General features: G+C 34.5%; 23 protein-coding genes. 8 read left to right on the forward strand and 15 right to left on the reverse strand.

Features of this window, described 5'->3' with window-relative positions; all coding sequences use genetic code 11:
• Positions 1–20: 20 nt before the first annotated feature.
• Complete coding sequence (locus tag AB1410_08070; GenBank protein MEW6456648.1) at positions 21–1,550, forward strand: sensor domain-containing diguanylate cyclase; 1,530 nt, start codon at positions 21–23, stop codon at positions 1,548–1,550.
• A gap of 71 nt (positions 1,551–1,621) precedes the next feature.
• Here AB1410_08070 and AB1410_08075 read toward each other — a convergent pair whose 3' ends face one another.
• Positions 1,622–2,308, reverse strand: coding sequence for a VTT domain-containing protein (locus tag AB1410_08075; protein ID MEW6456649.1), 687 nt, complete (start codon positions 2,306–2,308; stop codon positions 1,622–1,624).
• Positions 2,309–2,659: 351 nt separating this feature from the next.
• Between AB1410_08075 and AB1410_08080 the strand changes: the two genes are divergently transcribed.
• The gene (locus AB1410_08080; protein ID MEW6456650.1) at positions 2,660–2,818 is read left to right on the forward strand and encodes a hypothetical protein; all 159 of its coding nucleotides are present in this window, start codon (positions 2,660–2,662) and stop codon (positions 2,816–2,818) included.
• Positions 2,819–3,040: 222 nt separating this feature from the next.
• Here the strand turns inward: AB1410_08080 and AB1410_08085 are convergent, their stop codons facing one another.
• Positions 3,041–4,084, reverse strand: coding sequence for a hypothetical protein (locus AB1410_08085; GenBank protein MEW6456651.1), 1,044 nt, complete (start codon positions 4,082–4,084; stop codon positions 3,041–3,043).
• A gap of 169 nt (positions 4,085–4,253) precedes the next feature.
• Between AB1410_08085 and AB1410_08090 the strand changes: the two genes are divergently transcribed.
• Complete coding sequence (locus AB1410_08090) at positions 4,254–4,577, forward strand: hypothetical protein (GenBank protein MEW6456652.1); 324 nt, start codon at positions 4,254–4,256, stop codon at positions 4,575–4,577.
• Between the two features lie 159 nt (positions 4,578–4,736).
• Here the strand turns inward: AB1410_08090 and AB1410_08095 are convergent, their stop codons facing one another.
• Entirely contained in the window at positions 4,737–5,393 is a 657-nt protein-coding gene (locus AB1410_08095; GenBank protein MEW6456653.1) for a methyltransferase domain-containing protein, read from the reverse strand.
• A gap of 217 nt (positions 5,394–5,610) precedes the next feature.
• Between AB1410_08095 and dcd the strand changes: the two genes are divergently transcribed.
• The gene (gene dcd, locus AB1410_08100; GenBank protein ID MEW6456654.1) at positions 5,611–6,168 is read left to right on the forward strand and encodes a dCTP deaminase; all 558 of its coding nucleotides are present in this window, start codon (positions 5,611–5,613) and stop codon (positions 6,166–6,168) included.
• A 22-nt stretch (positions 6,169–6,190) separates the two neighbouring features.
• Positions 6,191–7,558 carry a glycerate kinase gene (locus AB1410_08105; GenBank protein MEW6456655.1) on the forward strand — a complete coding sequence of 456 codons (1,368 nt, stop codon included), beginning with the start codon at positions 6,191–6,193 and terminating at the stop codon, positions 7,556–7,558.
• Positions 7,559–7,574: 16 nt separating this feature from the next.
• Here AB1410_08105 and ricT read toward each other — a convergent pair whose 3' ends face one another.
• From ricT to uvrA, 3 genes are read right to left on the reverse strand one after another with little or no spacing between them, the layout of a single operon-like run.
• Positions 7,575–8,267: a regulatory iron-sulfur-containing complex subunit RicT gene (ricT, locus tag AB1410_08110; GenBank protein MEW6456656.1), complete on the reverse strand. Its 693-nt coding sequence runs from the start codon at positions 8,265–8,267 to the stop codon at positions 7,575–7,577.
• Positions 8,260–9,264, reverse strand: a complete 1,005-nt coding sequence (locus AB1410_08115; GenBank protein ID MEW6456657.1) for a hypothetical protein — start codon at positions 9,262–9,264, stop codon at positions 8,260–8,262. The genes ricT and AB1410_08115 overlap by 8 nt, the downstream gene beginning before the upstream one ends.
• Positions 9,251–11,764: an excinuclease ABC subunit UvrA gene (gene uvrA / locus AB1410_08120; protein MEW6456658.1), complete on the reverse strand. Its 2,514-nt coding sequence runs from the start codon at positions 11,762–11,764 to the stop codon at positions 9,251–9,253. The genes AB1410_08115 and uvrA overlap by 14 nt, the downstream gene beginning before the upstream one ends.
• A gap of 131 nt (positions 11,765–11,895) precedes the next feature.
• Here uvrA and AB1410_08125 point away from each other — a divergent pair, with 131 nt between their 5' ends.
• Genes AB1410_08125 through AB1410_08135 form a run of 3 tightly spaced genes read left to right on the forward strand, consistent with a single transcriptional unit; the run spans position 11,896 to position 15,105 of the window.
• Positions 11,896–12,780 carry a decaprenyl-phosphate phosphoribosyltransferase gene (locus AB1410_08125; protein MEW6456659.1) on the forward strand — a complete coding sequence of 295 codons (885 nt, stop codon included), beginning with the start codon at positions 11,896–11,898 and terminating at the stop codon, positions 12,778–12,780.
• Between the two features lie 4 nt (positions 12,781–12,784).
• A complete protein-coding gene (locus tag AB1410_08130) occupies positions 12,785–13,870 on the forward strand; it encodes a DUF362 domain-containing protein (GenBank protein MEW6456660.1) in 1,086 nt (361 codons plus the stop codon).
• A gap of 38 nt (positions 13,871–13,908) precedes the next feature.
• Entirely contained in the window at positions 13,909–15,105 is a 1,197-nt protein-coding gene (locus AB1410_08135; protein MEW6456661.1) for a Xaa-Pro peptidase family protein, read from the forward strand.
• Between the two features lie 358 nt (positions 15,106–15,463).
• On the opposite strand, the gene add is transcribed toward AB1410_08135, so the two are convergent.
• The 9 genes from add to AB1410_08180 all read right to left on the reverse strand — a co-directional run bounded on the left by add (position 15,464) and on the right by AB1410_08180 (position 23,347).
• Entirely contained in the window at positions 15,464–16,510 is a 1,047-nt protein-coding gene (add, locus tag AB1410_08140; protein MEW6456662.1) for an adenosine deaminase, read from the reverse strand.
• On the reverse strand, positions 16,507–18,906 hold the full coding sequence (locus tag AB1410_08145; protein MEW6456663.1) for a prolyl oligopeptidase family serine peptidase: 2,400 nt from the start codon (positions 18,904–18,906) through the stop codon (positions 16,507–16,509). Before AB1410_08145 ends, add begins: the two co-directional genes overlap by 4 nt.
• 79 nt (positions 18,907–18,985) lie before the next feature.
• Entirely contained in the window at positions 18,986–20,152 is a 1,167-nt protein-coding gene (locus tag AB1410_08150; GenBank protein ID MEW6456664.1) for an ArgE/DapE family deacylase, read from the reverse strand.
• A gap of 23 nt (positions 20,153–20,175) precedes the next feature.
• Entirely contained in the window at positions 20,176–20,880 is a 705-nt protein-coding gene (locus AB1410_08155; GenBank protein MEW6456665.1) for a class I SAM-dependent methyltransferase, read from the reverse strand.
• Positions 20,849–21,382: a macro domain-containing protein gene (locus AB1410_08160; GenBank protein ID MEW6456666.1), complete on the reverse strand. Its 534-nt coding sequence runs from the start codon at positions 21,380–21,382 to the stop codon at positions 20,849–20,851. Before AB1410_08160 ends, AB1410_08155 begins: the two co-directional genes overlap by 32 nt.
• Before the next feature lie 50 nt (positions 21,383–21,432).
• The gene (locus AB1410_08165; GenBank protein MEW6456667.1) at positions 21,433–21,771 is read right to left on the reverse strand and encodes a cupin domain-containing protein; all 339 of its coding nucleotides are present in this window, start codon (positions 21,769–21,771) and stop codon (positions 21,433–21,435) included.
• A gap of 228 nt (positions 21,772–21,999) precedes the next feature.
• On the reverse strand, positions 22,000–23,031 hold the full coding sequence (locus AB1410_08170) for a hypothetical protein (GenBank protein MEW6456668.1): 1,032 nt from the start codon (positions 23,029–23,031) through the stop codon (positions 22,000–22,002).
• Positions 23,018–23,149, reverse strand: a complete 132-nt coding sequence (locus AB1410_08175; protein MEW6456669.1) for a hypothetical protein — start codon at positions 23,147–23,149, stop codon at positions 23,018–23,020. The genes AB1410_08170 and AB1410_08175 overlap by 14 nt, the downstream gene beginning before the upstream one ends.
• Before the next feature lie 36 nt (positions 23,150–23,185).
• Positions 23,186–23,347 carry a HepT-like ribonuclease domain-containing protein gene (locus AB1410_08180; GenBank protein MEW6456670.1) on the reverse strand — a complete coding sequence of 54 codons (162 nt, stop codon included), beginning with the start codon at positions 23,345–23,347 and terminating at the stop codon, positions 23,186–23,188.

Raw genomic sequence — 23,347 nt, forward strand, 5'->3', positions numbered from 1 at the left:
AAAGAGTGGGGAGTTTAGCCATGAAAAATATTCCTAAAAAAAAGAAAATGGAGCTCGAGCTTCTCCATGAAATGGAGTTGATTCACAAAATTGGACTACAAATTACCTCAGAGCTTGACTTAAATAAGCTTCTTCAACTTATTGTAAATCAAATAAAAGAGACCCTTCATTACTCTTACTGTTCCATTCTTCTTAAACAGGGGGATGACTTAATCATTCGTGCTGTTACAGATTTTCCCGAGGATATCATCGGAAAAAGGATTCCCATTGGTCAGGGAGTAACTGGTCGATGTGCCACATTGGAAAAGGAACTGTTAATCTCAGACCTTTCTAAATGCAAGTTTTATATCCACCTGGGAGAGGAGAGTTTTCAATCAGAGTTAGCGGTTCCCATCATTTATAAAGAGAATGTCCTTGGAGTCTTAAACACAGAAAGCATCAAGAAAAATGCATATAACGGAAAAGATGTCAGAATTCTTAAAATCTTAAGCAATCAGTTGGCTGGAGCCATTCATAATGCTCAGGTCCACACTCAATTAGAGCTTGTTCAGAATATTGGAATTCAACTTGTTTCCATAATGAATCTGGATGAGCTTTTATCCGGGATAGTTCAGGAGACCAAAGATACTCTCCATTATGATTCCTGTGCTATTCTTCTTTTAGAAGGGGAGAATCTTATTGTAAAAGCAATTACGGAATTTCCTGAGGAAATAATGAGATTAAAGATTCCCATAGGTAAGGGAATAACGGGGAAATGTGCTAAGCTTAAAAAAATTATCAATATCGGTGAGATTCCTCGATATGACAACTATATTCCATCAGGAATAGAAGGAATTCAATCTGAGATCGCCTTGCCCATTCTCTTTAGAGATGAAATTTTAGGAGTTCTAACAATTGAGAGCAAAAGAAAAAATGCCTTCGATGAAGATGACATTCGGGTGCTCTCAATTCTAACTTCTCAGATTGCTGTTGCCATTCACAATTCAAAGATCTATTCAGAAATGGAGAAAATGGCTGTTACTGATCCATTGACAGGACTTTACAATTACCGCTATTTTTATAAAAAGCTATCCAGTGAGATAGCTCGATCAAAAAGATACAATCACCCTCTATCTCTTATCTTAATCGATCTTGATGATTTCAAGCTCATCAATGACATTTATGGCCATCTTAAAGGAGATACAGTCCTAAAATCAGCTGCTGGATTGATTATAAAAAATATCAGAGGATGGGATGAAGCCGTAACAATGAGAAGCAATGAAATTGACATTGCTGCAAGATATGGCGGAGAAGAATTTATGATTATACTTCCAGAGACAGGCATTGATGAAGCTCTGGTCGCAGGAGAAAGACTAAGAAAAATAATAGAAGAGAACTTAACTCAAAAGGTCAATCTTAGGAAGAAAAATGGCTCTTTCATGAGGATAACCGGAAGTTTTGGGGTTACTTCTTATAAGGAAGAGGACATGGAGAATTTTCTCAAAAGAACTGATCGGGCAATGTACAAGGCAAAAAAATTGGGCAAAAATAGAGTTTACGCCCTAAAATAAAGGGCCAGATACTTACTGAGACCTTGGATAAATCTCTCAGAGCCTAAAATAATTTGTCCTTTCTGAGCCGATCATACCTTTTGCTTATTTTTCAAAAAATTTTTTAAAAGGGAAACGTTAGCTGCAATAATAAGAAATACAAATAAAACAATTAAAAGAAAATCCGGAATTTTAATAGCATAGCCAAAAAACGCCAGAATATAAAACCGGGGTGTTCTGGAAAGTATTATTGCCATAATGTATTTCGCCAGAGGATAACGAGCAAGCACAACAAGGAAGCGAAAAGGATAAAAAGGAATGGGTGTGATCCCTGCAATAAAAAGGGCGAGAAAAGGAGCTTTATAAAACATATCTATAATCTTGATAATAACTTTATTTCTTGATGTAATTTTCTTAAAAGGTTTGAGGTCTTCTGCAACAAATTTAAAGATTGAATAGTTTAAAATTTCTGCAAGAGAAGTTCCTGCTATCCCTACAAGAGCAACGGTTAAAGAAGAATAAAATTTACCAAAATAGATAATAACAGGCTCATGGGGTACCAGAGCTATTAAAAATTCAGCAGGAAAACTGTAAAAAAAGAATACCAGTAAATCCCTGCTTTTTTTGATTTCCTCAGAACTCAACCACCATATAAGAAGAATAATAATCAGAGATATTTCAAGAGCAAATATAAGTGTTCTTATGGATAAACTAACCCTCTTCCTCTTTTCATCGGTAAAGGTAGTTAAAACCTTATTATTCTTTATTTTCTCAGACATTTAATATATGCTTTTTAGATTATCAAATTATATTTATATTGTCCTTTAATAAATACCAGGCTGGTTTTTCTGAATTTGCACGAATACTTGTATAACAATAGATGCAATTATTTTTCCGGGAGAACTCTTCTCTGAGCTCCTTTTGAGTTTTATAATTTTTTATTATTAATCCGCATGGAGAGAGTGACTCATCCGGATTCACATTAAAAAACCTCTCTCCAATTCGACATCGGGGAATAGAGCCATTTTCAAAATAATCAATCATCCTCTTGAAAACATATAATGGATTAAGTTTTCGTGATATCTCTCCAATTTTTAACCTTCCTAAAATTTTTATCAGATAATTCCATCATGTTCAAGAGATATCCTCTTTCAGGCTCAAGGTATGAGATTGAGAGGATAGCAGAGGAGACAGGTCTTGCTCTAATGCTTACAGTAATTGAATGCGAGGCAGAGAAGAAGGCAGGGCCAAAACACAGCAAAAATCCTCATCGGGATAGCTATTGGTGAGGAGAGCAACCTGATTATGTATATTATGAAGATAAGAAAGCTCCCATCTATAAGCCGCGACTAAGAACAAAGGGGTAGCGGAGAGATTTCTTGAAGGATATGGGATAAAGAAAAGCAGTGTAATCAGAAGATATATAAGGGCAACAAAGGAGAAGAGGCAGGAACTTCTTGTGACCTTAAGAGATTGGACATAAAGGTGATATTCATATTCTTTGGGTGTGATTATGGCTTTACACAGCTTGAACTTAGATTTCTCATCTTCAGTGAGATTACAGCTCTTACTTCTTTTTCGACTCCTTCCATATTTTTTTTAAAAGTTATTTCGATTTGAGAGATTTTCTTGAGTTCTGCTGATATTTTCTCGGTCTTTTCCTTATCTTTATACTTTTTAATTAAGTTGTAAACTTTAATAAGATCAATCGTAATACCTCGCATTCTGTAATCGCTCTGTGGTGCATTTGGAGTATAAGCTCTATATCCTGGAGGAAGAGGCTCGAGGAGTTTCTTAATGTCTATTGAAAAGAATTTTTCAGGAGCTCCTTTTTTGGAAACAAATAATTTGTTTCCGGTCAACATTGACACTGCGAATTCATTGTTATTGATTTTTACCTTTGATCTCTTTACAACTTCGTCAGAGTCTAATTTAATATCAATTCCAACTTCCTTTTTCAAAATTAAATCATCGGTTTTCAAATCTAAAAAATAAGCATATAATCCTGATTTCTCTAATAAAGGAAGAAGCTCTAAACCGAGAAGATTAAGCCCTTTTCCAAAAAGCCCTGCTTGAATTGTTTTCTCCTTGTCAGAAAATTTATAATATGCCTCATTTCTTATGTTGACACCGATTTTTAATTTAGAAGGTGGGGTAAATTCATTGGTTGAGTCTTCTTTTATAAAAGCTACCCCAGTAACCAAGGGGTATTTCCCTTTCCAAAGTTTTAAATAACTGGCTATTTCTTCATAGGTGATCTCTCCCAGAAAGCTGAATATAGTGTCCCTTCCTCGATAATTTTCAAAGTATTCTGAGAGCCATTTATATTCTTCATTTTTATTGTTGAGTTTGTTGTAAGAGAAGGCAAGTAAGCCAGTAAAGATTGGTAAAGAGATTTCCTCAGAGGCACCAAAGTTGCTTTTGAGATAATCTACCGCACCCTTATAATCTTTTCTAATGTCAAAATAGGAAGATAAATCAGTTTTCCAGTCAGCAAATGAATTAAACTTAAGAATTATAATGAAAACTAAGATAAAAAATATTTTTTTAATCATAATTCGAGTTATTCGATTCTTCTTAAATATAAAACAGACGCTTATGAAAATCAACTTGAAAAACTTTTTCAGGTGGACAAATCAGGAGGCACACCCATAATTATATTTTACATCAATTACAATGAATTGAGAAAGAGGGATGTCATTGGATTAAATTTAGGAATCTCTTATGCAAGAGAGAATTATTTTAAACTTAATGAAGAATACAAAAGTTCATCTGTTATTTCAAGGGACATTTCTCTGGTCATTCAACGATAAATTATATGAAATAGTGACAGTGCCATTCTCTACTCAATTCAGATTTGCCGTCGGGTTGATAATAGGGTTTTTGATCAACAATCAGACTACAATTGAATTAAAATCAATGATTAATTCAGAAATAATATTTTTTCTTAATGGGAAAATAGTTGCCACATCTCTGACCGAATCTGAAAGTTTAGATAATTTTAATTTTATAGAAAAAAGGTCTGATAATAATCCTATAGAAATTTAAATAGATAGCGAAAGTTATCTATTATCAAAAAATCCATTAAAAATTACAAATTCACGATGGATAAAAATCCGAGAAAAGGTGGACTCGGAATATGTTCCTACGATCAAAACAATACGAATTGAAAATTCTCGATAAAAAAACAATAAGCAAAATTTTAAATTAAAATTTATAACCTTCATAAAATGCTATATTATGAAGATATTTTGCTGTATGTTTTACTTCTGAAAACTCTGCCTCTTTCATAAGTAATGGAATTCTTCCCTTCTTTCCATCTTCAATGAGTTCAAAAAAGCCCATAAGTATGGACAAGATACGATTAAAAAAGTTTGAATCTGGTGGTCCAAAATCAATAAGCAACATCTTCCCTCGAGGTTTTAAAATTCTTAAACACTCTCCAAGAGAGGGCATCCTCTCTTCTTTTTTTATATGATGAAATGCCAGTGATGAAACAAGAACATCGAATGAATTATCTTCAAAAGGCATATTATCCATTTTAGAACAATACAATGTAATATTAATGCCGTTTTTCTCAAATTTTTTCTTAGCGATATTCAACACATTTGAATCCGGATCAAGTCCCTCCGCAGTAATTGAAGGATAAATTTTTTTTAAAATAAGAAGCAATGTTCCAGTTCCACAGCCAGCATCAAGAATTCTTTCTTTTCCTGAAAGTTTTAAATTCTGAACAATAAAAAATCTGAATTTTTTACCAAGTCCCATCAGAATACATCCAATATCATAAAATTTGGTAAAAAAATTTAAAGGAGTTGGCGGAATATAATTTTTAATTTCATCTCTTTTATTATTTCCAATCATTTTTATTGTTTAAATTTCCCATATAATTTTTAAAACCATCAGTAAAATATTATATTCTTATAAAATGTATTTAAAAACATAAATAAAACCATAAGTTTGAAAAATTACCTGGAGAGGGAAAAATATTTATTAATTATCGAGAATTAAATTTATCATCTCTTTAGTTGAACTAACCGATGAAATCTGTTTAGATATAATTGAAATTCAGGAGGAAGGTATGCTTAAACCTGATAAATGGATAAAAAAAATGGCCATTGAGAGAAAGATGATAGAGCCTTTTGAGGAGAAACAGATAACAAAAGGAGTGATTTCATACGGAGTTTCATCTTATGGATATGACCTGAGAGTGGCTGATGAATTTAAAGTATTCACAAATATAAATTCCACAGTTGTTGATCCAAAAAATTTTGATGAGAGGTCTTTTGTTAATTTCAAAGGAGATGTATGCATAATACCACCAAACTCTTTTGCCCTTGCAAGAACAGTGGAATATCTGAGAATTCCAAGAAATGTAACAACAATTTGCGTTGGAAAATCCACCTATGCGCGATGTGGAATAATAGTTAATGTGACTCCATTCGAATCAGAATGGGAAGGATATGCAACTCTGGAGATATCAAACACAACTCCCCTTCCAGCTAAAATATATGCAAATGAAGGAATCTGCCAGGTCCTGTTTTTTGAATCGGAAGAGGATTGCGAAATATCCTATGCTGATAGAAAAGGGAAATATCAAAAACAGACAGGCATTATCCTTCCAAGGATAAACAAATAAAACATGTTAGAGGGAAAGTGTCGTGTCAAAGAAGAATAAAAAAGGATGTTTAGGTGACACGACATTAGAACTGTTAACAATTGCAAAAGCTATTCTTAAAGAATCTTTAAAAGCTATAAACCCTGAGTTTCTCATAAAGAAAAAAATTGTAATAAAGAAAGGAAATCTAATAATTAAAGAAAGTCAATTTCCTCTAAACTCATTTAAAAATATCTGGATATTAGGAGCTGGAAAAGCATCAATTCCGATGGCAAAAGGGTTAACAGAGATTCTAAATGAAAGAATAACTGGTGGATTTTTAATCAGATCAGAAAAAATAAAATCCTTTTCTCCAAAAATTACAATCGAAAAAGGCTCTCACCCTGTTCCTGATGGAAAAAGTCTTTACGCAGCTTTAGAGATGGAAAAATTTATTAAAAGCAATATAAGAAAAAATGACCTTGTTTTTTTTCTTCTCTCAGGAGGAGCATCATCGCTAATGGCTTATCCTGACCATGGAATTTCTATTGAAGAAAAAGCTAATTTAACAAGATCTCTTTTAGAATCAGGAGCTGATATAAATGAAATTAATGCAATTAGAAAGCATGTTAGCAAATTCAAGGGTGGAAAACTTGCAAGGTATCTATACCCAGTCAGAGTTTTTAATTTAATCCTTTCAGATGTTATAGAAAACAGGATTGATTCGATAGGCTCAGGTCCTCTTGTTGCTGACTCATCGACCTGGAAAGATTGCTGGAAAATTTTTAAAAAGCATAAACTTTTAGAACTTCTTCCAGAAAAAATAAGAAAAATTTTTGAAAAAGGAAAACAAGGAAAATTGAAAGAGACTCCGAAGAAAGGAAATAAGATCTTTGATAATATTTACAATTTTATAATTGGAAAAAACTTAGATGCCCTTAAAGCTGCAAATGAAGAAGCCATAAAACATAAATTCAATTCATCTATATTAACTTCTTCAGATAGAGGTGAGGCGAAGGAAGTTGCGAAATTATACGGAGCAATCATAAAAGAAATTGTTTATTCTGATAATCCTGTTAAAAAGCCAGCCTGCATCATTTCAGGAGGAGAGCTTACTGTAACTGTTAAAGGAAAAGGCAAAGGTGGAAGGAATCAGGAATTTATATTAGCCTTATTAAATGAACTAAAGGAATTACAAGGAGAATTTCTTTGCATGAGCATAGGAACAGATGGAATTGATGGGCCTACTGATGCAGCCGGAGCCTGGATAGACCACAAAACATGGAAAGCAATCAAGAAGAAAAGATTGAACCCTGAAAAATTTTTATCAAATAATGATTCTTATAATTTTTTCAAGAACTCTGGAAATTTAATCATCACAGGAAAAACCTTTACTAATGTTGGTGATATGAGAATTTTCCTTATTCCTTAAACTTTATTTTTATTATTTATTCCTCAAGCTTATCTTCCTGAACTAATTCTTCTTCCTGAACATAGATTCTCCCACCTTCTTCTTCAAAGGCAAGGCAACACATCAATCTTCCGCATAGTCCAGAAATCTTCATAGGATTTATGTTTATGTTTTGATCTTTTGCTTTTTGAATTGGAATTGGCTCAAAATTTCTGATAAAAGAATGACAGCAAAGAACTCTTCCACAAACCCCCAGTCCACCTAACATCTTTGCTTCATCTCTCACGCCTATCTGTCTCATTTCTATTCTCATCTTAAATTCTTTTGCCAGATCTTTTACAAGTTCTCTAAAATCAATTCTTCCATCAGCGGTAAAGTAAAAAATCCCTTTTTTCTCATTTAGAAAAAAAATCACCTTTATTAATTTCATAGGAAGTTCTCTTACTTTTATTCTTTCAAGACAGAACTTAAAAGCTTTTTCCTCGTCGGCACTTTTTCTTGAAAGAGTTTCTAAGTCTTCTTCATTAGCTTTCTTTGAAAGGGTGTTAATTCCGGTTTTGTTGCTTAAATGATCTTTCCAATAGGGACAGTCATTTACTACCTGAGCTAATTCTCCTCCAAGATCATTCGGAACAATAACTTTCTCCCCTTCTTTTATTTCTTCTCCTTCCCATCGACATCTCATAATTTTTTTTGAGCCCAACAATTTAACACACACTATCTCAGACATACTCTTTTTCTCCCTCTAAGAACATCCCTATAAAGGAATTCAAAGCTAAATCCAGATTTACATTTTTTGAAATTGCAGATATCATCTCTTCTATTCGGTCAATATAATCAAAAAGGTTTTTGTTTTTCAATTTGACTTTCAAATCCAGTAGTTCATTTTTAAAATCATTGTTTATCAGTAAATCATCAGATTTTGAATCATTCAAATAGATAATATCTCTAAAAAAAATAGACACAATTTTCAATAAATCTTTAAATTCTTCTCTTGATTCTGATTTTTTATTTTTTACAATCATATTGTTCATTTCATTTATATATTCTATAATATTTTCTTTGTATATCATAGACTTTATTATTTCAAAAACCTTATTCCTTCTTTCTTTAAAAAATCCGAGGTCAACATTTAATGCTTCCTCTATATCTCCTTCAAATATCTGATATAAAAGTTTCGTTTCATCTTCAGAATAATTTTTAACCTTCATAAATTTAAGCCATTCTTCTTTTTTCAACTTTGAAATAAAGAATTTAAAACATCGTGACTGAATAGTTGGAATTACCGAAACGGGATTCTCAGAAAGGAGAATAATTTTTGTAAAAGAAGAGGGCTCTTCGAGAACCTTCAGAAGGGCATTTGAGGATTCCTCATTGAGATTTTCTGCATTTGAGATTATAAATACCCTTTGCCTCCCAATCATAGGTTTTAGATACGAGATTTCGATTAAAAATCTGATCTGATCTATCTTTATGAAAGTTCCTTCTGGCTTAAGAGTTATGATATCAGGGTGAACATCTTTTTCAATAAGTCTGCAATTCCTACAGTTCTCACAACTATCATCCCCTTGAACTTCACAATTTAGAGCTTTTGAAAGAACTTTTGCCACCAGATTTCTCACTGAAGAGCCATAAAACATAATTGAATGGGGAAGTCTCTCCTCTCTCAGAGAATTCCTCAATATTTTCTTTATAATTTCATTTCCTGGAATTTCATTGAATCCCATGTTTCTTCACCATTACTCTCTTTAAAGCAATTCCTGTGTAAGACTTTCCATTTTTAACAATATCTTCTGGAGTTCCTTCTGCTATGATATATCCTCCTTCATCTCCTCCTTCTGGACCCAGATCAATTACCCAGTCTGATGATTTTACTATTTCTAAATTATGTTCAATTATTATAACTGTATTTCCATTTTCTACAAGTTGAAAGAGGACATTAAGTAATTTTTTTATATCATCGAAATGCAGTCCAGTTGTAGGTTCATCAAGAATATATATAGTTTTCCCAGTTCCTTTCCTTCCCAATTCCTTGGATAATTTAATTCTTTGAGCCTCTCCCCCTGATAATGTTGTTGCAGACTGCCCGAGTTTTATATAGCCAAGTCCAACTCCTTTCAGAACCTCGAGCCTTCTTCTTAAAAATGGAATGTTCTTAAAAAACTCAAAAGCTTCATCTATGGTCATCTCAAGTACTTCATAAATATTCTTGCCTTTGTATCTTATTTCTAATGTCTCCCGGTTATATCTTCTTCCATTACATCTATCACATGTCACATAAACATCGGGTAAAAAATTCATCTCTATTTTTTTTACCCCAGCTCCCCTGCATTCCTCGCATCTTCCTCCTTTTACGTTAAAACTAAACCTTCCTTCTCTGTACCCTCTTATTCTTGCTTCAGGGACAAAAGAAAAAAGCTTTCTTATTGTCGAAAAAATCTCTGTATAAGTCGCAGGGTTTGACCTCGGAGTTCTCCCGATTGCTTTCTGATCAACATTAACAACTTTATCTACTGCTTCCATTCCTACTATTCTTTTATACTTTCCAGGTCTTTCTTTTGCATGATAAATAATCCTGGATAAAGCTTTGTATAGAATATCACACACAAGAGTGCTCTTCCCTGAGCCCGAAACGCCTGTTATTGAAACCATAACCCCCAAGGGAATTCTGACATCTATATTTTTCAAATTATGTTCTGAAGCGCCCTCTATTAAAAGAAATCCTCTGGGCTTTCTTCTCTTTTCTGGAATTGGAATAAATTTTTCGCCTTTTAAATAAGCTCCTGTTAATGAATTAGGACATTCAGTTATATTTTCAAGACTGCCTATCGCTATCACATACCCTCCTTTCTCTCCGGCTCCTGGACCAAGGTCCACAATATAATCTGCATATCTGATTGTTTCCTCATCGTGTTCAACTACAATTACAGTGTTTCCATTTTCTTTTACTTTTTTTAGGAAATAAAGAAGTTTTGAATTATCCTTTGAATGAAGTCCAATGCTCGGCTCATCCAGCACATATAAGATTCCTCTCAATCCAGAACTTATTTGAGAGGCAAGCCTTACTCTCTGGGCTTCTCCTCCTGACAATGAAACCGCAGTTCTGTTTAAATCAAGATAACCAAGTCCCATTTCAACCATAACTTCAAGTCTTGAGTCTATTTCCTGAAGTATCCTACTTCCAATTAACTTCTCTTTTGAATTCAACTCTAATTCTAATAACTTTTTTCTTAGAAATGTTATTGGAAGAGTCGAAAAATAATGTATATTTTTATCGTTAATTGTAACAGCAAGACTTTCTTCTCTCAATCTTTTACCCCTGCATTCAGGACAAAGTTCATCGGTCAATATCATATCCCCCCATTCATCAAAATCCGTAAGCCATCCTATTCCATTACATCTCTTACATGCGCCGAAAGGACTGTTAAAGGAAAAACTTCTTGGTTCTAACTCAGGAAGGCTTATCTCACAATAGGGACAGAAAAGCTTGGTTGAATAAAAAGATTCATTGTTCGTTTCATCCATTACAACGCATGTTCCTCCTGAGAGGTCTATGGCTGACTTTAAAGATTCCATAAACCTTCCTTCTCTCACTCCAGAAAGAGTCAATTCATCAACAAGGATTTCAATGTTATGTTTCTTTGTCTTCTCAAGATGAATATTTTCAGCAAGGTCATAAATCTTTCCATCTATTCTCGCTCTAATAAATCCTTTTTTTTGAATTCTTTGAAGCAGTACATGATATTCTCCTTTCTTTGCCTTGATTACCGGGGAAAGTATTTTTATCTTTTTTCCATAAAATTTTGACTTCACAATTTCAATAATCTGAGAAACTGTATTCTTTGCAATCTCTCTTCTGCATTCAGGACAATGGGGAATACCAATCCTTGAGAAAAGAAGTCTCAGAAGATCATTGATTTCAGTTACTGTTCCAACTGTGGAACGGGGATTATGAGAAATAGTCTTCTGGTCTATTGCAATTGAAGGGGAAAGGCCTTCGATTGTCTCATACTCAGGCTTTTGCAGATTTTCAATGAACTGCCTTGCGTATGTTGAAAGACATTCGATGTATCTTCTCTGTCCTTCAGCCCATAATGTATCAAAGGCAAGGGAAGATTTTCCAGAACCGCTCGGTCCTGTAATCACGATAAATTTGTTCCGAGGAAGGGTAAGATCAATCTTCTTGAGATTGTGCTGGGCTACTCCTTTTAAAACTATATTATCCATGATTCTATATTTTATTCCTTAAATCAATTTTCTTCAACCTCTTTTTTCTTCTTTTTTTCTTCGAATTGATTAGCTTATAGATTTATGGTATGAAAAGCTTTATAAAAATGAAGCTAATTGGATTATAATTAATGAAAGATAACGTTTTTTATTTAATTCTAATATCAATGAGACCGAAGCAGTGGGCAAAAAATATCGCTATTTTTGCTGCTTTAATCTTCTCTCAGACCTTTTTTGTTTACGACCATTTGATTAAAAGTATCCTCTCTTTTATAATCTTCTCCCTTTTTTCAGGAAGTTTTTACATAATTAACGACCTCATAGATTTAAAAAAAGATATAAAACATCCGATAAAATCAAAAAGACCTATTGCATCTGGAAGATTAAATAAATACTCAGCATTGATTGTATCAATCTTTATCTTAATCTTAACAGGTTATATATCTTTTTTGTTGAATTTGTATTTTGGCATCTCATTAATTTCATATTTAATTCTTCAGATTTTATATTCTTTTCTTCTAAAACATCTTGCAATTTTGGATGTATTCTCAATCGCAGCTGGTTTTTTAATAAGAGTTGTAGCAGGTGCTCTTGTGATTTCAGTTCCAGTTTCATCATGGCTTCTTCTCTGCACGATTTTCCTTTCATTGTTTATCGCCCTTGGAAAGAGAAGAAGCGAGCTTAACCTTTTGGGAGAAGAAGCTCTGAATCACAGAAAATCTCTCAAAGATTACAACATTAAACTCCTCGACCAGATGATAATAATTGTCTCAGCTTCAACAATTCTTGCTTATTCTCTCTATACTCTTTCTGAGGAAACTGTAAGAAAGTTTGGAACAACAAACCTCAAATTCTCGATTCCATTCGTTATCTATGGAATCTTCAGATACCTCTATCTCCTGTATCAGAAGGAAGAGGGAGGAAGCCCTGAAAATATCCTTGTAAATGATAAACCAACTATTATAAACATAATACTTTATGGAATAACAGTTGGAATTGTTTTATACATAAAATAAAAAAATGAAAACTTCTAAAGTTGTGGTATTAAAAACAAACCCAGAAACTGTCCTTTCTGATATAGAAAAAGCCATGAAACTTACAGAATTTGAAATTCATCTAAAAAAAGAAAACCCAACGATTCTGAAGGATAACATTTCATGGCATATGCCTTTTTTAAGCGCTAATACAACTCCCTGGCAACTTGAGGGTGTCATCCTTGCCTTAAAAAAAGCAGGATATAAGAGTATTGTTACAGTTCACAATAACACGGTGGTTACAGATCCAGTAAAAGGTTCGATATTAAATAAACTTGACCCCTTATATAAAAAATATGGAATTGAAGAAAAATATAACTTTATTCCAGAGGATATAAAATGGATCGTATATGAACCAAAATCAAAAATGCGAATTCTTGATAAAATTTACAAAAAAGGAATCTTTATTCCAGAATATTTTGTAGACAAAAACATAGTCCATCTTCCAACAGTTAAAGCTCATATTTATTCTACAACCACAGGCTCAATGAAAAATGCATTTGGTGGTCTTCTTAATACAAAAAGACATTACACCCACTCCCATATTCACGAAACTCTTGTGGACCTTCTTGCAATTCAGAAAGAAATTCATTCTGGCATATTTACAGTAATGGATGGAACTATTTGCGGAAATGGTCCTGGCCCCAGGACTATGATCCCTGAGGAAAAAGATTATATCTTAGCCAGCTCAGACAGCGTTGCAATTGATGCAGTATCTTCAAAGATGATGGGATTTGATCCGATGAGCATCCCATACATCAGAATAGCTCATGAAGATGGACTGGGTAAAGGAAGAATGGAAGAGATAGAAATACTGGGTGAGGATATTAAAGAAATAAACTTTGGTTTTGAAGTAGGAGATAATTTTGCCAGTAAATTTGGAGACTTATTCTGGTTCAGCCCCCTTAAAATATTCCAGAAATTACTTTTCCAGACCCCTTTAGTTTATTTATTTGTCTTTGGCTCCTATGTATATCATGATTTTATCTGGTGGCCACTCAAAGGAAAAAGGCTCCAGAGAGCCAGGATAGAACCTACAAAATGGGGGAAACTTTTTAGAGAAAAATATTAAGGAAGCATTAAAATTTATAATTAAGAAAGAGAGGGTAAATGAAAAATTCAAGAAGAAGTTTTATTAAAAAATTAGTTGTATCAACTCCATTACCATTTTTTATTTCCAGAAGATACATTTTCTCTCTCCCGATTCCTTATGAGTTTGAAGAGAGACCCTTTACTATTCCAATAGAATCTTTCTCTAAAAGAATTAAAAGAGCAAGAGAGAAAATGAAAGAAAATGGATTTTCCCATCTCCTTATATCTCCAGGAACAAATTTTTATTATTTCACTTCTTTAAGAACATGGTACAGTGAAAGAACAGAGCTTTTGATTCTTTCGATTGATAAAGAGCCCTACATTCTTTGCCCATCCTTTGAACTGAGAAGGTTCAACCGTCAACCACTTATAAAAAACTTCATTCTCTGGGAAGAGCATGAAAATCCTTTCGAGAAATTGAGCGAGTTCATATCAAAATCATCAGGCTCTAAAAAAATTGGAGTTGACCCAACTATGAGAGTGATAACTGAGGAAGGGATCAAAAAAGCTCTTCCCGATAAGGAAATACTGAATGGAGAAGAGATTATCAATATTCTGAGAATGGTTAAGGAACCAGATGAAATCGAAGCTTTACGAAGAGCTTCCTCTATAACTTTAAATAAACTCGAAGAAGGAATGAAAAAAATTTATCCTGGAATGACAGAAAATGAACTCCAGAGAATTTTAGGAGGAGGTCTTGTTCAGTTCGGTGAAAACTCTTCAATCCCTCATGGGTATGATGGAACGAAAAAACTTGAAAAAAATATGGTAATTCTTATCGATAAAGGGGATAGAGTTGCTGATTATGTTTCTGACATAACAAGAACATATTTCTTCGGAAAACCCTCTCAGAAATTCATCGAAGTTTGGGAAACTGTTCTAAGGGCTCAGGAAGCAGGGATGAAAGCAGCAAAAACTGGGGTTCCCTGTGAGGATGTTGACAGAGCTGCGAGAGAAGTAATCGATAAAAAAGGGTATGGAAAATACTTCATCCATAGACTTGGCCATGGACTTGGATTGGATGGACATGAACATCCCTATCTTGTAAAAGGTAATAAACTACCTTTACCTGAGGGAACAACAATTACAATTGAGCCTGGTGTTTACATTCCAGGGGAATTTGGAGTAAGAATCGAGGATGACTTTGTTGTTACTTCAAAAGGAGCAGAACCCCTTTCCCAGAGAATAGAAAAACTCCCTATTATAAACATTTAACATAAACAAATTAAATAAATTGACCTGGAGGGCATGACTTTAGCCTTTTGTTAAGCAACCCTGAAGGGTTGCCCTACAAATTATTTAATGCGTTTGTATTAGGTAAAATTTATTTTATTTTAAGAATTTCTATTTGAATTTTTTATTTAAATTATTTGATTTGAATTCTTTTTAACCCGAATTACGCAAGATTATTTGCAGATTACCGTAGGGCAAGGCTTTAGCCTTGCTTTGATTCACCAAAGATGCAGGGCTAAAGCCCTGCCCTACAAGGGCTTTGACATAGGTTTGCATAATTCGGGTTTAACATATATTTTTTAGCACAAAGTATATAAAACACCAATGTCTTCAAGGGAACCTACTCCATTTCTTTATATAGTTCTTCCCATTCTTTTTCAAATTGAGATTTCATTATCTCTTTATCTTGACTTGACATAAAGGAAGCTTCAATGCCATTGATAATAAGACGTTTTATCTCTTCTAATGTAAAGTTGAGTTTTTGAGCTAACAACAAATATTCTTGAGTAAGGGATGTATTGAACATAGTGGGATCATCAGAATTCACAGTCACCATTAGTCCATCTTCAAAATACTTTCTTATTGGATGGACATCCACAGACGCGCATATTCCAGTTTTCACATTACTTAACACACACATTTCCAATGGAATTTGTCTTTCCTTGAGCAGAGACATGAGTTGGAAATCCTCATAAACCCTCACACCATGTCCAATTCGTTCAACTCCCAATTTCTTAATAGCATTCCATATAGATTGTGCTCCTACCACTTCACCAGCATGAGCAGTGAGTCTAAAGCCCCGTCGCTTCGCCTCTTTGTAAACAAAGGCATAAGGGTCAACAGGAAAATCTTGTTCACTTCCGCCAAGACCAATTCCGATAACCCCCTTGCCCAAATAAGGCGTAACTTCTTCCAAACGTTGCATTCCTATCTCAGGACCATGATCCCTTATAAGGTCTATAATTAACTCACATCTAATACCAAAATCATGATATGCTTTCTCCCTACCCTTTATCAGGTATTCTGTAATTCCTTGTGTAGAGAGATTTTGCCTCCAATAATCACCTGGAGAATAGAAAGCCTCAACGTACTTCACATTTTGTTTGCTAAGACTGTTTAGCATTTGATAGGATATTTCTTCAAAGTCTCTTTCTTCTTTGATGAAAGTATTCTTCCAGGTCCATACCTCGATAAAGTGTGCAAAATCAGTGTAAGTGAGTTTCCTGCGCAAATCGTCGAGGCTCTTAATTGATGGGTCTTTCCCTTCCCTCTGAATAAGATTAAATAGCATCTCCAAAGGGATAGCTCCTTCCAGATGCAGATGAAGTTCTACCTTAGGCATTTCTGTTATAAACTGCTCTATTTTGTCAGTGAAGTTTTTATTCATTTTTTATTCTTAACATACTTGTCGAACCACTCGAACATCTCTGCCAGAACATGAAGGGTTGACTCCCTTGCTCTGTAACCATGGCTTTCATGGGGAAGCATGATCAATCGAGCAGTAGCCCCATGCCCTTTTAAAGCATGAAAGAGTCTTTCGGATTGAATTGGAAATGTTCCAGAGTTATTGTCAGCTTCACCATGGATTAGAAGAATAGGCTCATTAATTTTATGGGCATGCATGAATGGAGACAGTTTGAAATATACATCAGGAACTTCCCAGAGAGTTCTTCTTTCATTCTGAAAACCAAAAGGAGTCAAAGTTCTGTTGTATGCACCGCTTCTTGCAATACCAGCTGCAAAAAGGTCGCAATGTGCTAAAAGGTCAGCCGTCATGAAAGCTCCGTAGCTATGTCCACCCACACCCACACGTTTTGGGTCTATTATGCCCATTGAATCCAGCTTGTCTATTGCTGTTTTTGCGCTTGCTACAATCTGTTCTACAAAAGTATTATTCATGGTTTTTGGGTCACCAACAACAGGCATTTGAGCTCCATCCAGAACTGCATATTCTTGCGTTACAAAGAATAGCTGGGATGTCCCCCTGAAAAAGGTAAACCTGTTAGGAGAACCTCTTACCTGTCCAGCAACTTTCGGGTCGCTATATTCAAGAGGATAAGCCCAAACAACAAGAGGAAGCCTTTCTCCTTCTTTATAATTTGGTGGAAGATAAAGGGTCCCTGAAAGCTCAACTCCATCCTCTCTCTTGTATTTTACTAATTGTTTTTTCATTCCCGTAAGCTCCGGAGCAGGGTCTTTAAAATCAGTTATAGCTTGCCGTTTTTTTGTCTTCAAATTTACAAGATAATAATTTGGAGGTTCGGTTTTAGACTCATAGCTCGTTATTATCTGAAAGCGTGAATCTCTAACAAAGGCAAAAAATGTTTCATAGTAATTTTCTCCAGATTGATAAAGACGCTCTTTTTTCATGGTTTTAATGTTCATTCTATCCAGAAAAGGTCTATCTCCTTCTGGAGAGGCACCCCTTCCAGAAAGATAAATCCAATCTTTATCCTGGAGTAACACACTTTCTCCGAATTTTGTAGTTTTTGAAACAGGGAAACCCGGGTCGTTGTAACTATCGTGAATGCTCAGGTCGAAAACCTTTTTTGGGGCTACGTCAGGATTTTCAACATTTATTAAATAAGTTATGCGCCAATTTCTCTTCCAATCGAATTCTGTAATGAAAGACATTCCTTCAGATTCGAGCCATGAAATTCCTGAATATCTATGTTTAATTCTCATTATTTCCTCTGATTCATCCTTAAAAGGAGAAGATAATGTCATCAGTTTATCCCTGTGTGGAACTTCTTTTTCTGGATCACCTCCATCTAAAGCTTCAACCCAGGTAAGAGTGGCAGGTTTAAGGGGTCTCCAATCGATTGACCTGGGACCAGTAGGAACCCCTCTTATTGGAACTTCATCTGCTAAAGGAAGATCTGCGATGATATGCACTATTTCTCCTTTTCTGTCCCATATTTCTAAAGAATGTGCGAAGTAGTAATAAGGGACACTATAGGAGTAAGGTCTTTTTATTCTATAAACAAGAAGGAAATTTCCATCAGGCGATGGAGTTACATCCATGTATATTCCTGGTGAGCCAACTTTACGGTTGTTTCCAGAGAGGATATCTATTTCCACAATTTGAGAAGTTGTGTAATAATCAAACAAAGCTTCATCATAAGGGTCACTTAGAAGGTCCTGGAAAGTCCAAACTTTTGAAAATTTACCAGATACCTCCTGAACCTTTGGACCCACTGGAACTGAAGGAGCCTCTGGTGGGTTTCCTCTATTTTCTAAAACCATATTAACAAGTAAATGGCGATTATCAGGCATCCATTGGAAGCCACTGTTCAAAATAGCATTAATGTTAAGAGCTGTGATTGACTTTGCTTCTCCTGATTTTGTATCAGCTAACCACAATTCAACGCCATTCTCCTTATATCTAAGAAAAGCAATCCATCGGTCGTCATAAGACCATTGAGGAAAACCTAATTTAGCTCCATTCGGAGTGGAAATACGCTTAGTAGATCCATCTTTTAATCCTTTTAGTGTAAATCCGGTATAGAAAGTCATCTGCTGAAGGCTGTTATTTTTAGGTGTAATTCTAATACCAGCAAGCCTTAACATAGGCTGGGCAAGATAAGCAATAGAAGGCATAGCTTCATATTCAGCTAATAACATTGAATTTCCATTTGGGCTCATCAATGCAATTGGAGGAGGAGGTGCATCAAGAATACGTATTACTTCTTTTGGAGGAAGCTTGTAATGTTCCTGAGCGATCAGGACACTTCCTGGTATAAATACAAAAAACAAAGAAAAGATTAAAATAAGTTTTTTCATAAATTTATCTCCTCTCATCATATTCCTGAACTAATTTGTTAAATATTTTGATATTTTTTGTACTCATAAAATTAAAACTTTAAGAATTGCAAAAATCTACAATCACTCTGGCTAAAACCCTCGCAGTCTCAATAACAGAGTCAAAATCAACATACTCGACTGAAGCATGCAGTCCTTCACCGCTCGGACCAAAGATAACTGCTGGAATCCCTGCTTCTTTTAAAATTGCTGAATCTGTCCAGAAACTCAGTCCTTTGTGTTTCGGTTCTTTTTTTAAGACACTTTCATATGCTTTTTCCAATGACCTAACTATTAATTCATTTTTAGGTATTTCATAAGGAGGTCGATGAAAAAATACCTCAAAATTAGCTTTAAATTTTTCATCTTTCCTTGAAATCTTATCTATTAGGTCTTTCACCTCATCTACTACAGTTCCATAATTCTCTCCTGGTATTGTTCTCCTTTCCAATTCAATTTTACAACAATCAGGGTAAATGCTCAGCTCAGTCCCCCCACTAATTAAAGAGGCATGGATTGAGGGTGAACCAAGCAATGGATGTTTTTTCTGGGGGAAAATGGTACAAGCTAACTCATCCACTTCAAATAATATTTTTCCTGCATTCACAATTGCATCGATACCTTCATCTGGTCTACTGCCATGAGCTGCTTTCCCAAATACTTCAACTTTAGTCCATGCAAACCCCTTGTGGGCAATACATATTTCTAAACTTGTTGGTTCACATACAATAGCAGCATCTGCAGAATACTCCTTTATCAACTCTTCTGTTCCTATACTTGCATACTCTTCATCAGCCACAAATGCAAGAATTACATCTCCTTTTAATGGGAGCCCAGATTTAACGATTGCATCTGCTGCCATAATCATTGCTGATAAGCCACTCTTCATATCAAGGCTTCCTCTTCCATATACTTTACCTTCGTCATATTTTGGAGTTAGTGGTTCAATATCCATTTTATCTGTGCTCACTGTATCAGTATGTCCATTCAACATAAGAGATTTTCCGTTGCCATTTCCTCTAAGCATACCGATAACATTTACTCTATCAGGCCTAATTTCTTGAAATTTTACTTCAAGGCCAATTTCTTCTAAAAGGTTTCCTATGTAATGGGCAATTTTCGACTCTCCTTTTCCACCTTTAACAAGGGAAGGATTTACCGAATCAATCCTGATCATCTCCTCAAGCAATTTTAACAATTTTCTTTCGTCAATAAATAAGTCATCCATAATCTATTTTCTTCCTAACATTTTCATGATTCTATTTCTTTTTGACCAGAAAATACAACAAAACCTCCTTCGCTATAACCATCTTTTATAGGCTCAACAGCAACTACCTCTTTTGGGTCCCTGAAGATTGTCTGGCAAATTCTGATGTTCTTGTATTTTAATCTTTTAAACCAATCTAAGACCTGATTAACAGAGTAAAAATGGGCATATCGATAAAACTTGCTGTTATTCTTTTTTGATTTATAAATCTTACCAAGAGGGCTATCCCTATCAATCATTCCGATTATAATATTTCCTCCTGGCTTAAGAATTCTTTTTACTTCCTTTAGTGCCTTAATAGGGCTATCGAGAAAACATATCGTTGTTACAATCAGTACAAAATTGAAAGATTCATTATCAAAAGGGAGCTTTTCTGCTCTTGCTTCATAAACTTTTATTCCACGTTTTCTTGCTATACCTGCCATCGCTTTTGCCGGCTCAACTCCAACTTGAATACCAAGCTTAACTGCAAATCTTCCAGTACCTACTCCTACTTCTAAACCATAACCCTTTTTTGGAATAAATTTTCTTAAAGCCAGAACCTCTGACTCATAGACAAACTTGTTTTCATCAAACCATTCATCATACTCTTGAGCTGACTCTTCAAATATCTGGATATTTTTCATGTTTTTACAATCATTAGGGATGTTTTCCCATTCAGGGTTGAAATTTCGCAAAAACTCTTTCATGAATCTCAAGGTCCTTGTCGCTATAAAGCACAAATCGAATCCTTTTCACATATTTTAAATTTGGGACAACCTCTATAATGGTTTTAAATGCAACTTCTGCTGCTTCTTCTATAGGATAGCCAAAAACTCCAGTAGATATAGCTGGAAAGGCAATTGAATCTATTTTGTATTCCTCAGCTAATTTCAGCGCATTCCGATAGCAATTAGCTAAAAGCTTATCAGATGGTTTATCCACTCCATAAACAGGTCCTAAACAATGAATCACATATCGATTGGGAAGATTGTGACCTCCTGTGATAACAGCCTCTCCTGGCTTAATGGGTGCTAATGGACGACACTCCTCTTCCAATCCAGGTCCAGCTGCTCGATGAATCGCACCAGCAACACCTCCTCCTCTTCGAAGCTCAGCATTTGCCGCATTCACAACAGCAGTAAAATTTCCCTGCGATGCTATATCTCCCTGAATGCACTCTATCTTAATTCTAGATATCATTTTTTCCATATTAATTTGGCCTCCTCCCTCTTTACAAAGCTCCTTTCACTTTTCTCGCTTTAAGACCTTATCATTATTAAAATCATCTTAAATTTTTCCACTGCCTTTAAGGCATGGGGCTTATTGGCTGGCATTATGACCATCTCACCCTCTTTTAACCAAATAGATTTTCCAGATATTGTAATTTTCGCTTCACCCTCAAGAAGATAAGCAAGAGCATCAAATGGAGCTGTATGTTCACTCAATCCCTGTCCTTTATCGAAAGCAAACAAAGTTACTGTTCCTGTCTTTCTGTTTATTATCTCCCTGCTCACTACAGAATCATCCTGGTAATCTACTAAATTGATTAATTTTTTAGCCTGTGCTTCAAGATTTTTAATACCTATCTGTTTTTTCATCATATTTCATGCTCTTTTTAAAATTACTTTATCAATTTTTTCCATTTCATTAATAATTTTTATTGTTTTTTCCATTTTATTGTTTAAAATATAAAAATAATTATTTATTATGTCAATTTTCCTAAAAGGACAAATATTTTAAAAGTTTATCTTTTTATAAAAATCAGCCCCTTAAGGAAGAGAAAGATTTAAATTGTCAACCCTTTGAGATTTTCCGTGAATAGTCTATTAGTGGATTTGGCCGATTAGAGTCTTTATGAAGTCAAAAAAACGCTTATTGAATTTCACCTCGTATTCTCTTTTGTCTATATCACTATGGGTGATCCCAACCTCTCTGAGGAATTCTTCAATGATTTTACTAATTTTATTTAAAACCGACTCATTTCCATTTAATCCCCTATTATAATAACTTTCTAATTCTTCCTGAATCTTATCCCAGTATTTGGCTATATAATCTCGATAGAAGCAACTATCATTAGGTTTATTTGTGGATTTAGAGAGATCAAGGTTTATATCATAACCTGATATCCTTGCAAGAGGTTTAAACATATGTCGCCAGATACATCTCATTAACATGGACCAAGGTTGTTGTATTTTGTCTCTCAGGGTTCTAGCTATAATTTGAGCTAATTCTATAGCTGAGGCATCGAGTATAAGGGCAATGGGTTCTTTAGAACGAATTATCCCAATTATCTTTCTCTCTTCGGTTTCTACCAGTCGATCTGTAGCAAGGATTAAAGCCAACACTTTACACACAATATATTCGTCATGGATAAGAGAACTCAGCAAAAACAGGTCGGTTTCAAAAGAAGATGCAAGGGTTTTTGGATAAAGGTAACCCCGATCTTTCCAGGCGATGACGTATATCTGAACATAGAGTAGTCCTTCCAGAACTGCCATGACAAAGTCTAATGTATGGTAATTATTCTCATCAACTGATTGTAATAGACTTTCACTCATCACTATAAAACATAACAAATTCGATTCGTATTCTACTGGAATTGCAATTGCTTTTGGAGGTGTGGGATCAGATAAGTAAGAGTATTTCTTTAAGAAAGTCTTTGCAATTTCGTGGACAGTAGGTTTAATTAAGTTATCGGGAACAATTAGTATTCCTTCTAAATGTTCTTTTAAATGAAAGATATAGGGAGCTGATGAAAGCTCTTTTATCAGGTTAGCTAATGCATCAAGTTTTCCTTGAGGAATTTGGCAAAAGACCACAATTGGAATTTCATAGTTATATTGCTTAGATTCCCTCATCTGTCTTCTCCTCTATGCTTTCAATCACCCATCTTCTCCAAGACGAAGGAAGTTTTGCAAGTTCTTTGCGCCTCAGAGCCTTTGTTTTAAAAATTCTTTCTCTTTCGTTATTCTTCATAATATAGTCCTTCACTACTTTTTTAATTAAATTATTTTATTCGATTTTTAATTTATATTTCCCAGGAAATTTTAACACTTTTTTTATAAATTCATTGAACTTCCCAAAGTCATCTAAGTGCTCGCAAATAATTTTATGCATTTCCTCCGTAGTAATTTCAGAATAGAAATGAATAAGGCGATTTCTATATCCTGCCAT

It is taken from the genome of Acidobacteriota bacterium, from assembly GCA_040756905.1.
Taxonomy (GTDB): domain Bacteria; phylum Acidobacteriota; class Aminicenantia; order JBFLYD01; family JBFLYD01; genus JBFLYD01.

What these genes read in the sequence shown, in the direction of transcription:
- AB1410_08070 (MEW6456648.1), top strand. Translation starts at nt 21, where the DNA reads ATGAAAAATATTCCTAAAAAAAAGAAAATGGAGCTCGAGCTTCTCCAT.
- AB1410_08075 (MEW6456649.1), bottom strand. Translation starts at nt 2,308, where the DNA reads ATGTCTGAGAAAATAAAGAATAATAAGGTTTTAACTACCTTTACCGAT.
- AB1410_08080 (MEW6456650.1), top strand. Translation starts at nt 2,660, where the DNA reads ATGTTCAAGAGATATCCTCTTTCAGGCTCAAGGTATGAGATTGAGAGG.
- AB1410_08085 (MEW6456651.1), bottom strand. Translation starts at nt 4,084, where the DNA reads ATGATTAAAAAAATATTTTTTATCTTAGTTTTCATTATAATTCTTAAG.
- AB1410_08090 (MEW6456652.1), top strand. Translation starts at nt 4,254, where the DNA reads ATGCAAGAGAGAATTATTTTAAACTTAATGAAGAATACAAAAGTTCAT.
- AB1410_08095 (MEW6456653.1), bottom strand. Translation starts at nt 5,393, where the DNA reads ATGATTGGAAATAATAAAAGAGATGAAATTAAAAATTATATTCCGCCA.
- dcd (MEW6456654.1), top strand. Translation starts at nt 5,611, where the DNA reads ATGCTTAAACCTGATAAATGGATAAAAAAAATGGCCATTGAGAGAAAG.
- ricT (MEW6456656.1), bottom strand. Translation starts at nt 8,267, where the DNA reads ATGTCTGAGATAGTGTGTGTTAAATTGTTGGGCTCAAAAAAAATTATG.
- AB1410_08115 (MEW6456657.1), bottom strand. Translation starts at nt 9,264, where the DNA reads ATGGGATTCAATGAAATTCCAGGAAATGAAATTATAAAGAAAATATTG.
- uvrA (MEW6456658.1), bottom strand. Translation starts at nt 11,764, where the DNA reads ATGGATAATATAGTTTTAAAAGGAGTAGCCCAGCACAATCTCAAGAAG.
- AB1410_08125 (MEW6456659.1), top strand. Translation starts at nt 11,896, where the DNA reads ATGAAAGATAACGTTTTTTATTTAATTCTAATATCAATGAGACCGAAG.
- AB1410_08130 (MEW6456660.1), top strand. Translation starts at nt 12,785, where the DNA reads ATGAAAACTTCTAAAGTTGTGGTATTAAAAACAAACCCAGAAACTGTC.
- AB1410_08135 (MEW6456661.1), top strand. Translation starts at nt 13,909, where the DNA reads ATGAAAAATTCAAGAAGAAGTTTTATTAAAAAATTAGTTGTATCAACT.
- add (MEW6456662.1), bottom strand. Translation starts at nt 16,510, where the DNA reads ATGAATAAAAACTTCACTGACAAAATAGAGCAGTTTATAACAGAAATG.
- AB1410_08145 (MEW6456663.1), bottom strand. Translation starts at nt 18,906, where the DNA reads ATGAAAAAACTTATTTTAATCTTTTCTTTGTTTTTTGTATTTATACCA.
- AB1410_08150 (MEW6456664.1), bottom strand. Translation starts at nt 20,152, where the DNA reads ATGGATGACTTATTTATTGACGAAAGAAAATTGTTAAAATTGCTTGAG.
- AB1410_08155 (MEW6456665.1), bottom strand. Translation starts at nt 20,880, where the DNA reads ATGAAAGAGTTTTTGCGAAATTTCAACCCTGAATGGGAAAACATCCCT.
- AB1410_08160 (MEW6456666.1), bottom strand. Translation starts at nt 21,382, where the DNA reads ATGGAAAAAATGATATCTAGAATTAAGATAGAGTGCATTCAGGGAGAT.
- AB1410_08165 (MEW6456667.1), bottom strand. Translation starts at nt 21,771, where the DNA reads ATGAAAAAACAGATAGGTATTAAAAATCTTGAAGCACAGGCTAAAAAA.
- AB1410_08170 (MEW6456668.1), bottom strand. Translation starts at nt 23,031, where the DNA reads ATGAGGGAATCTAAGCAATATAACTATGAAATTCCAATTGTGGTCTTT.
- AB1410_08175 (MEW6456669.1), bottom strand. Translation starts at nt 23,149, where the DNA reads ATGAAGAATAACGAAAGAGAAAGAATTTTTAAAACAAAGGCTCTGAGG.
- AB1410_08180 (MEW6456670.1), bottom strand. Translation starts at nt 23,347, where the DNA reads ATGGCAGGATATAGAAATCGCCTTATTCATTTCTATTCTGAAATTACT.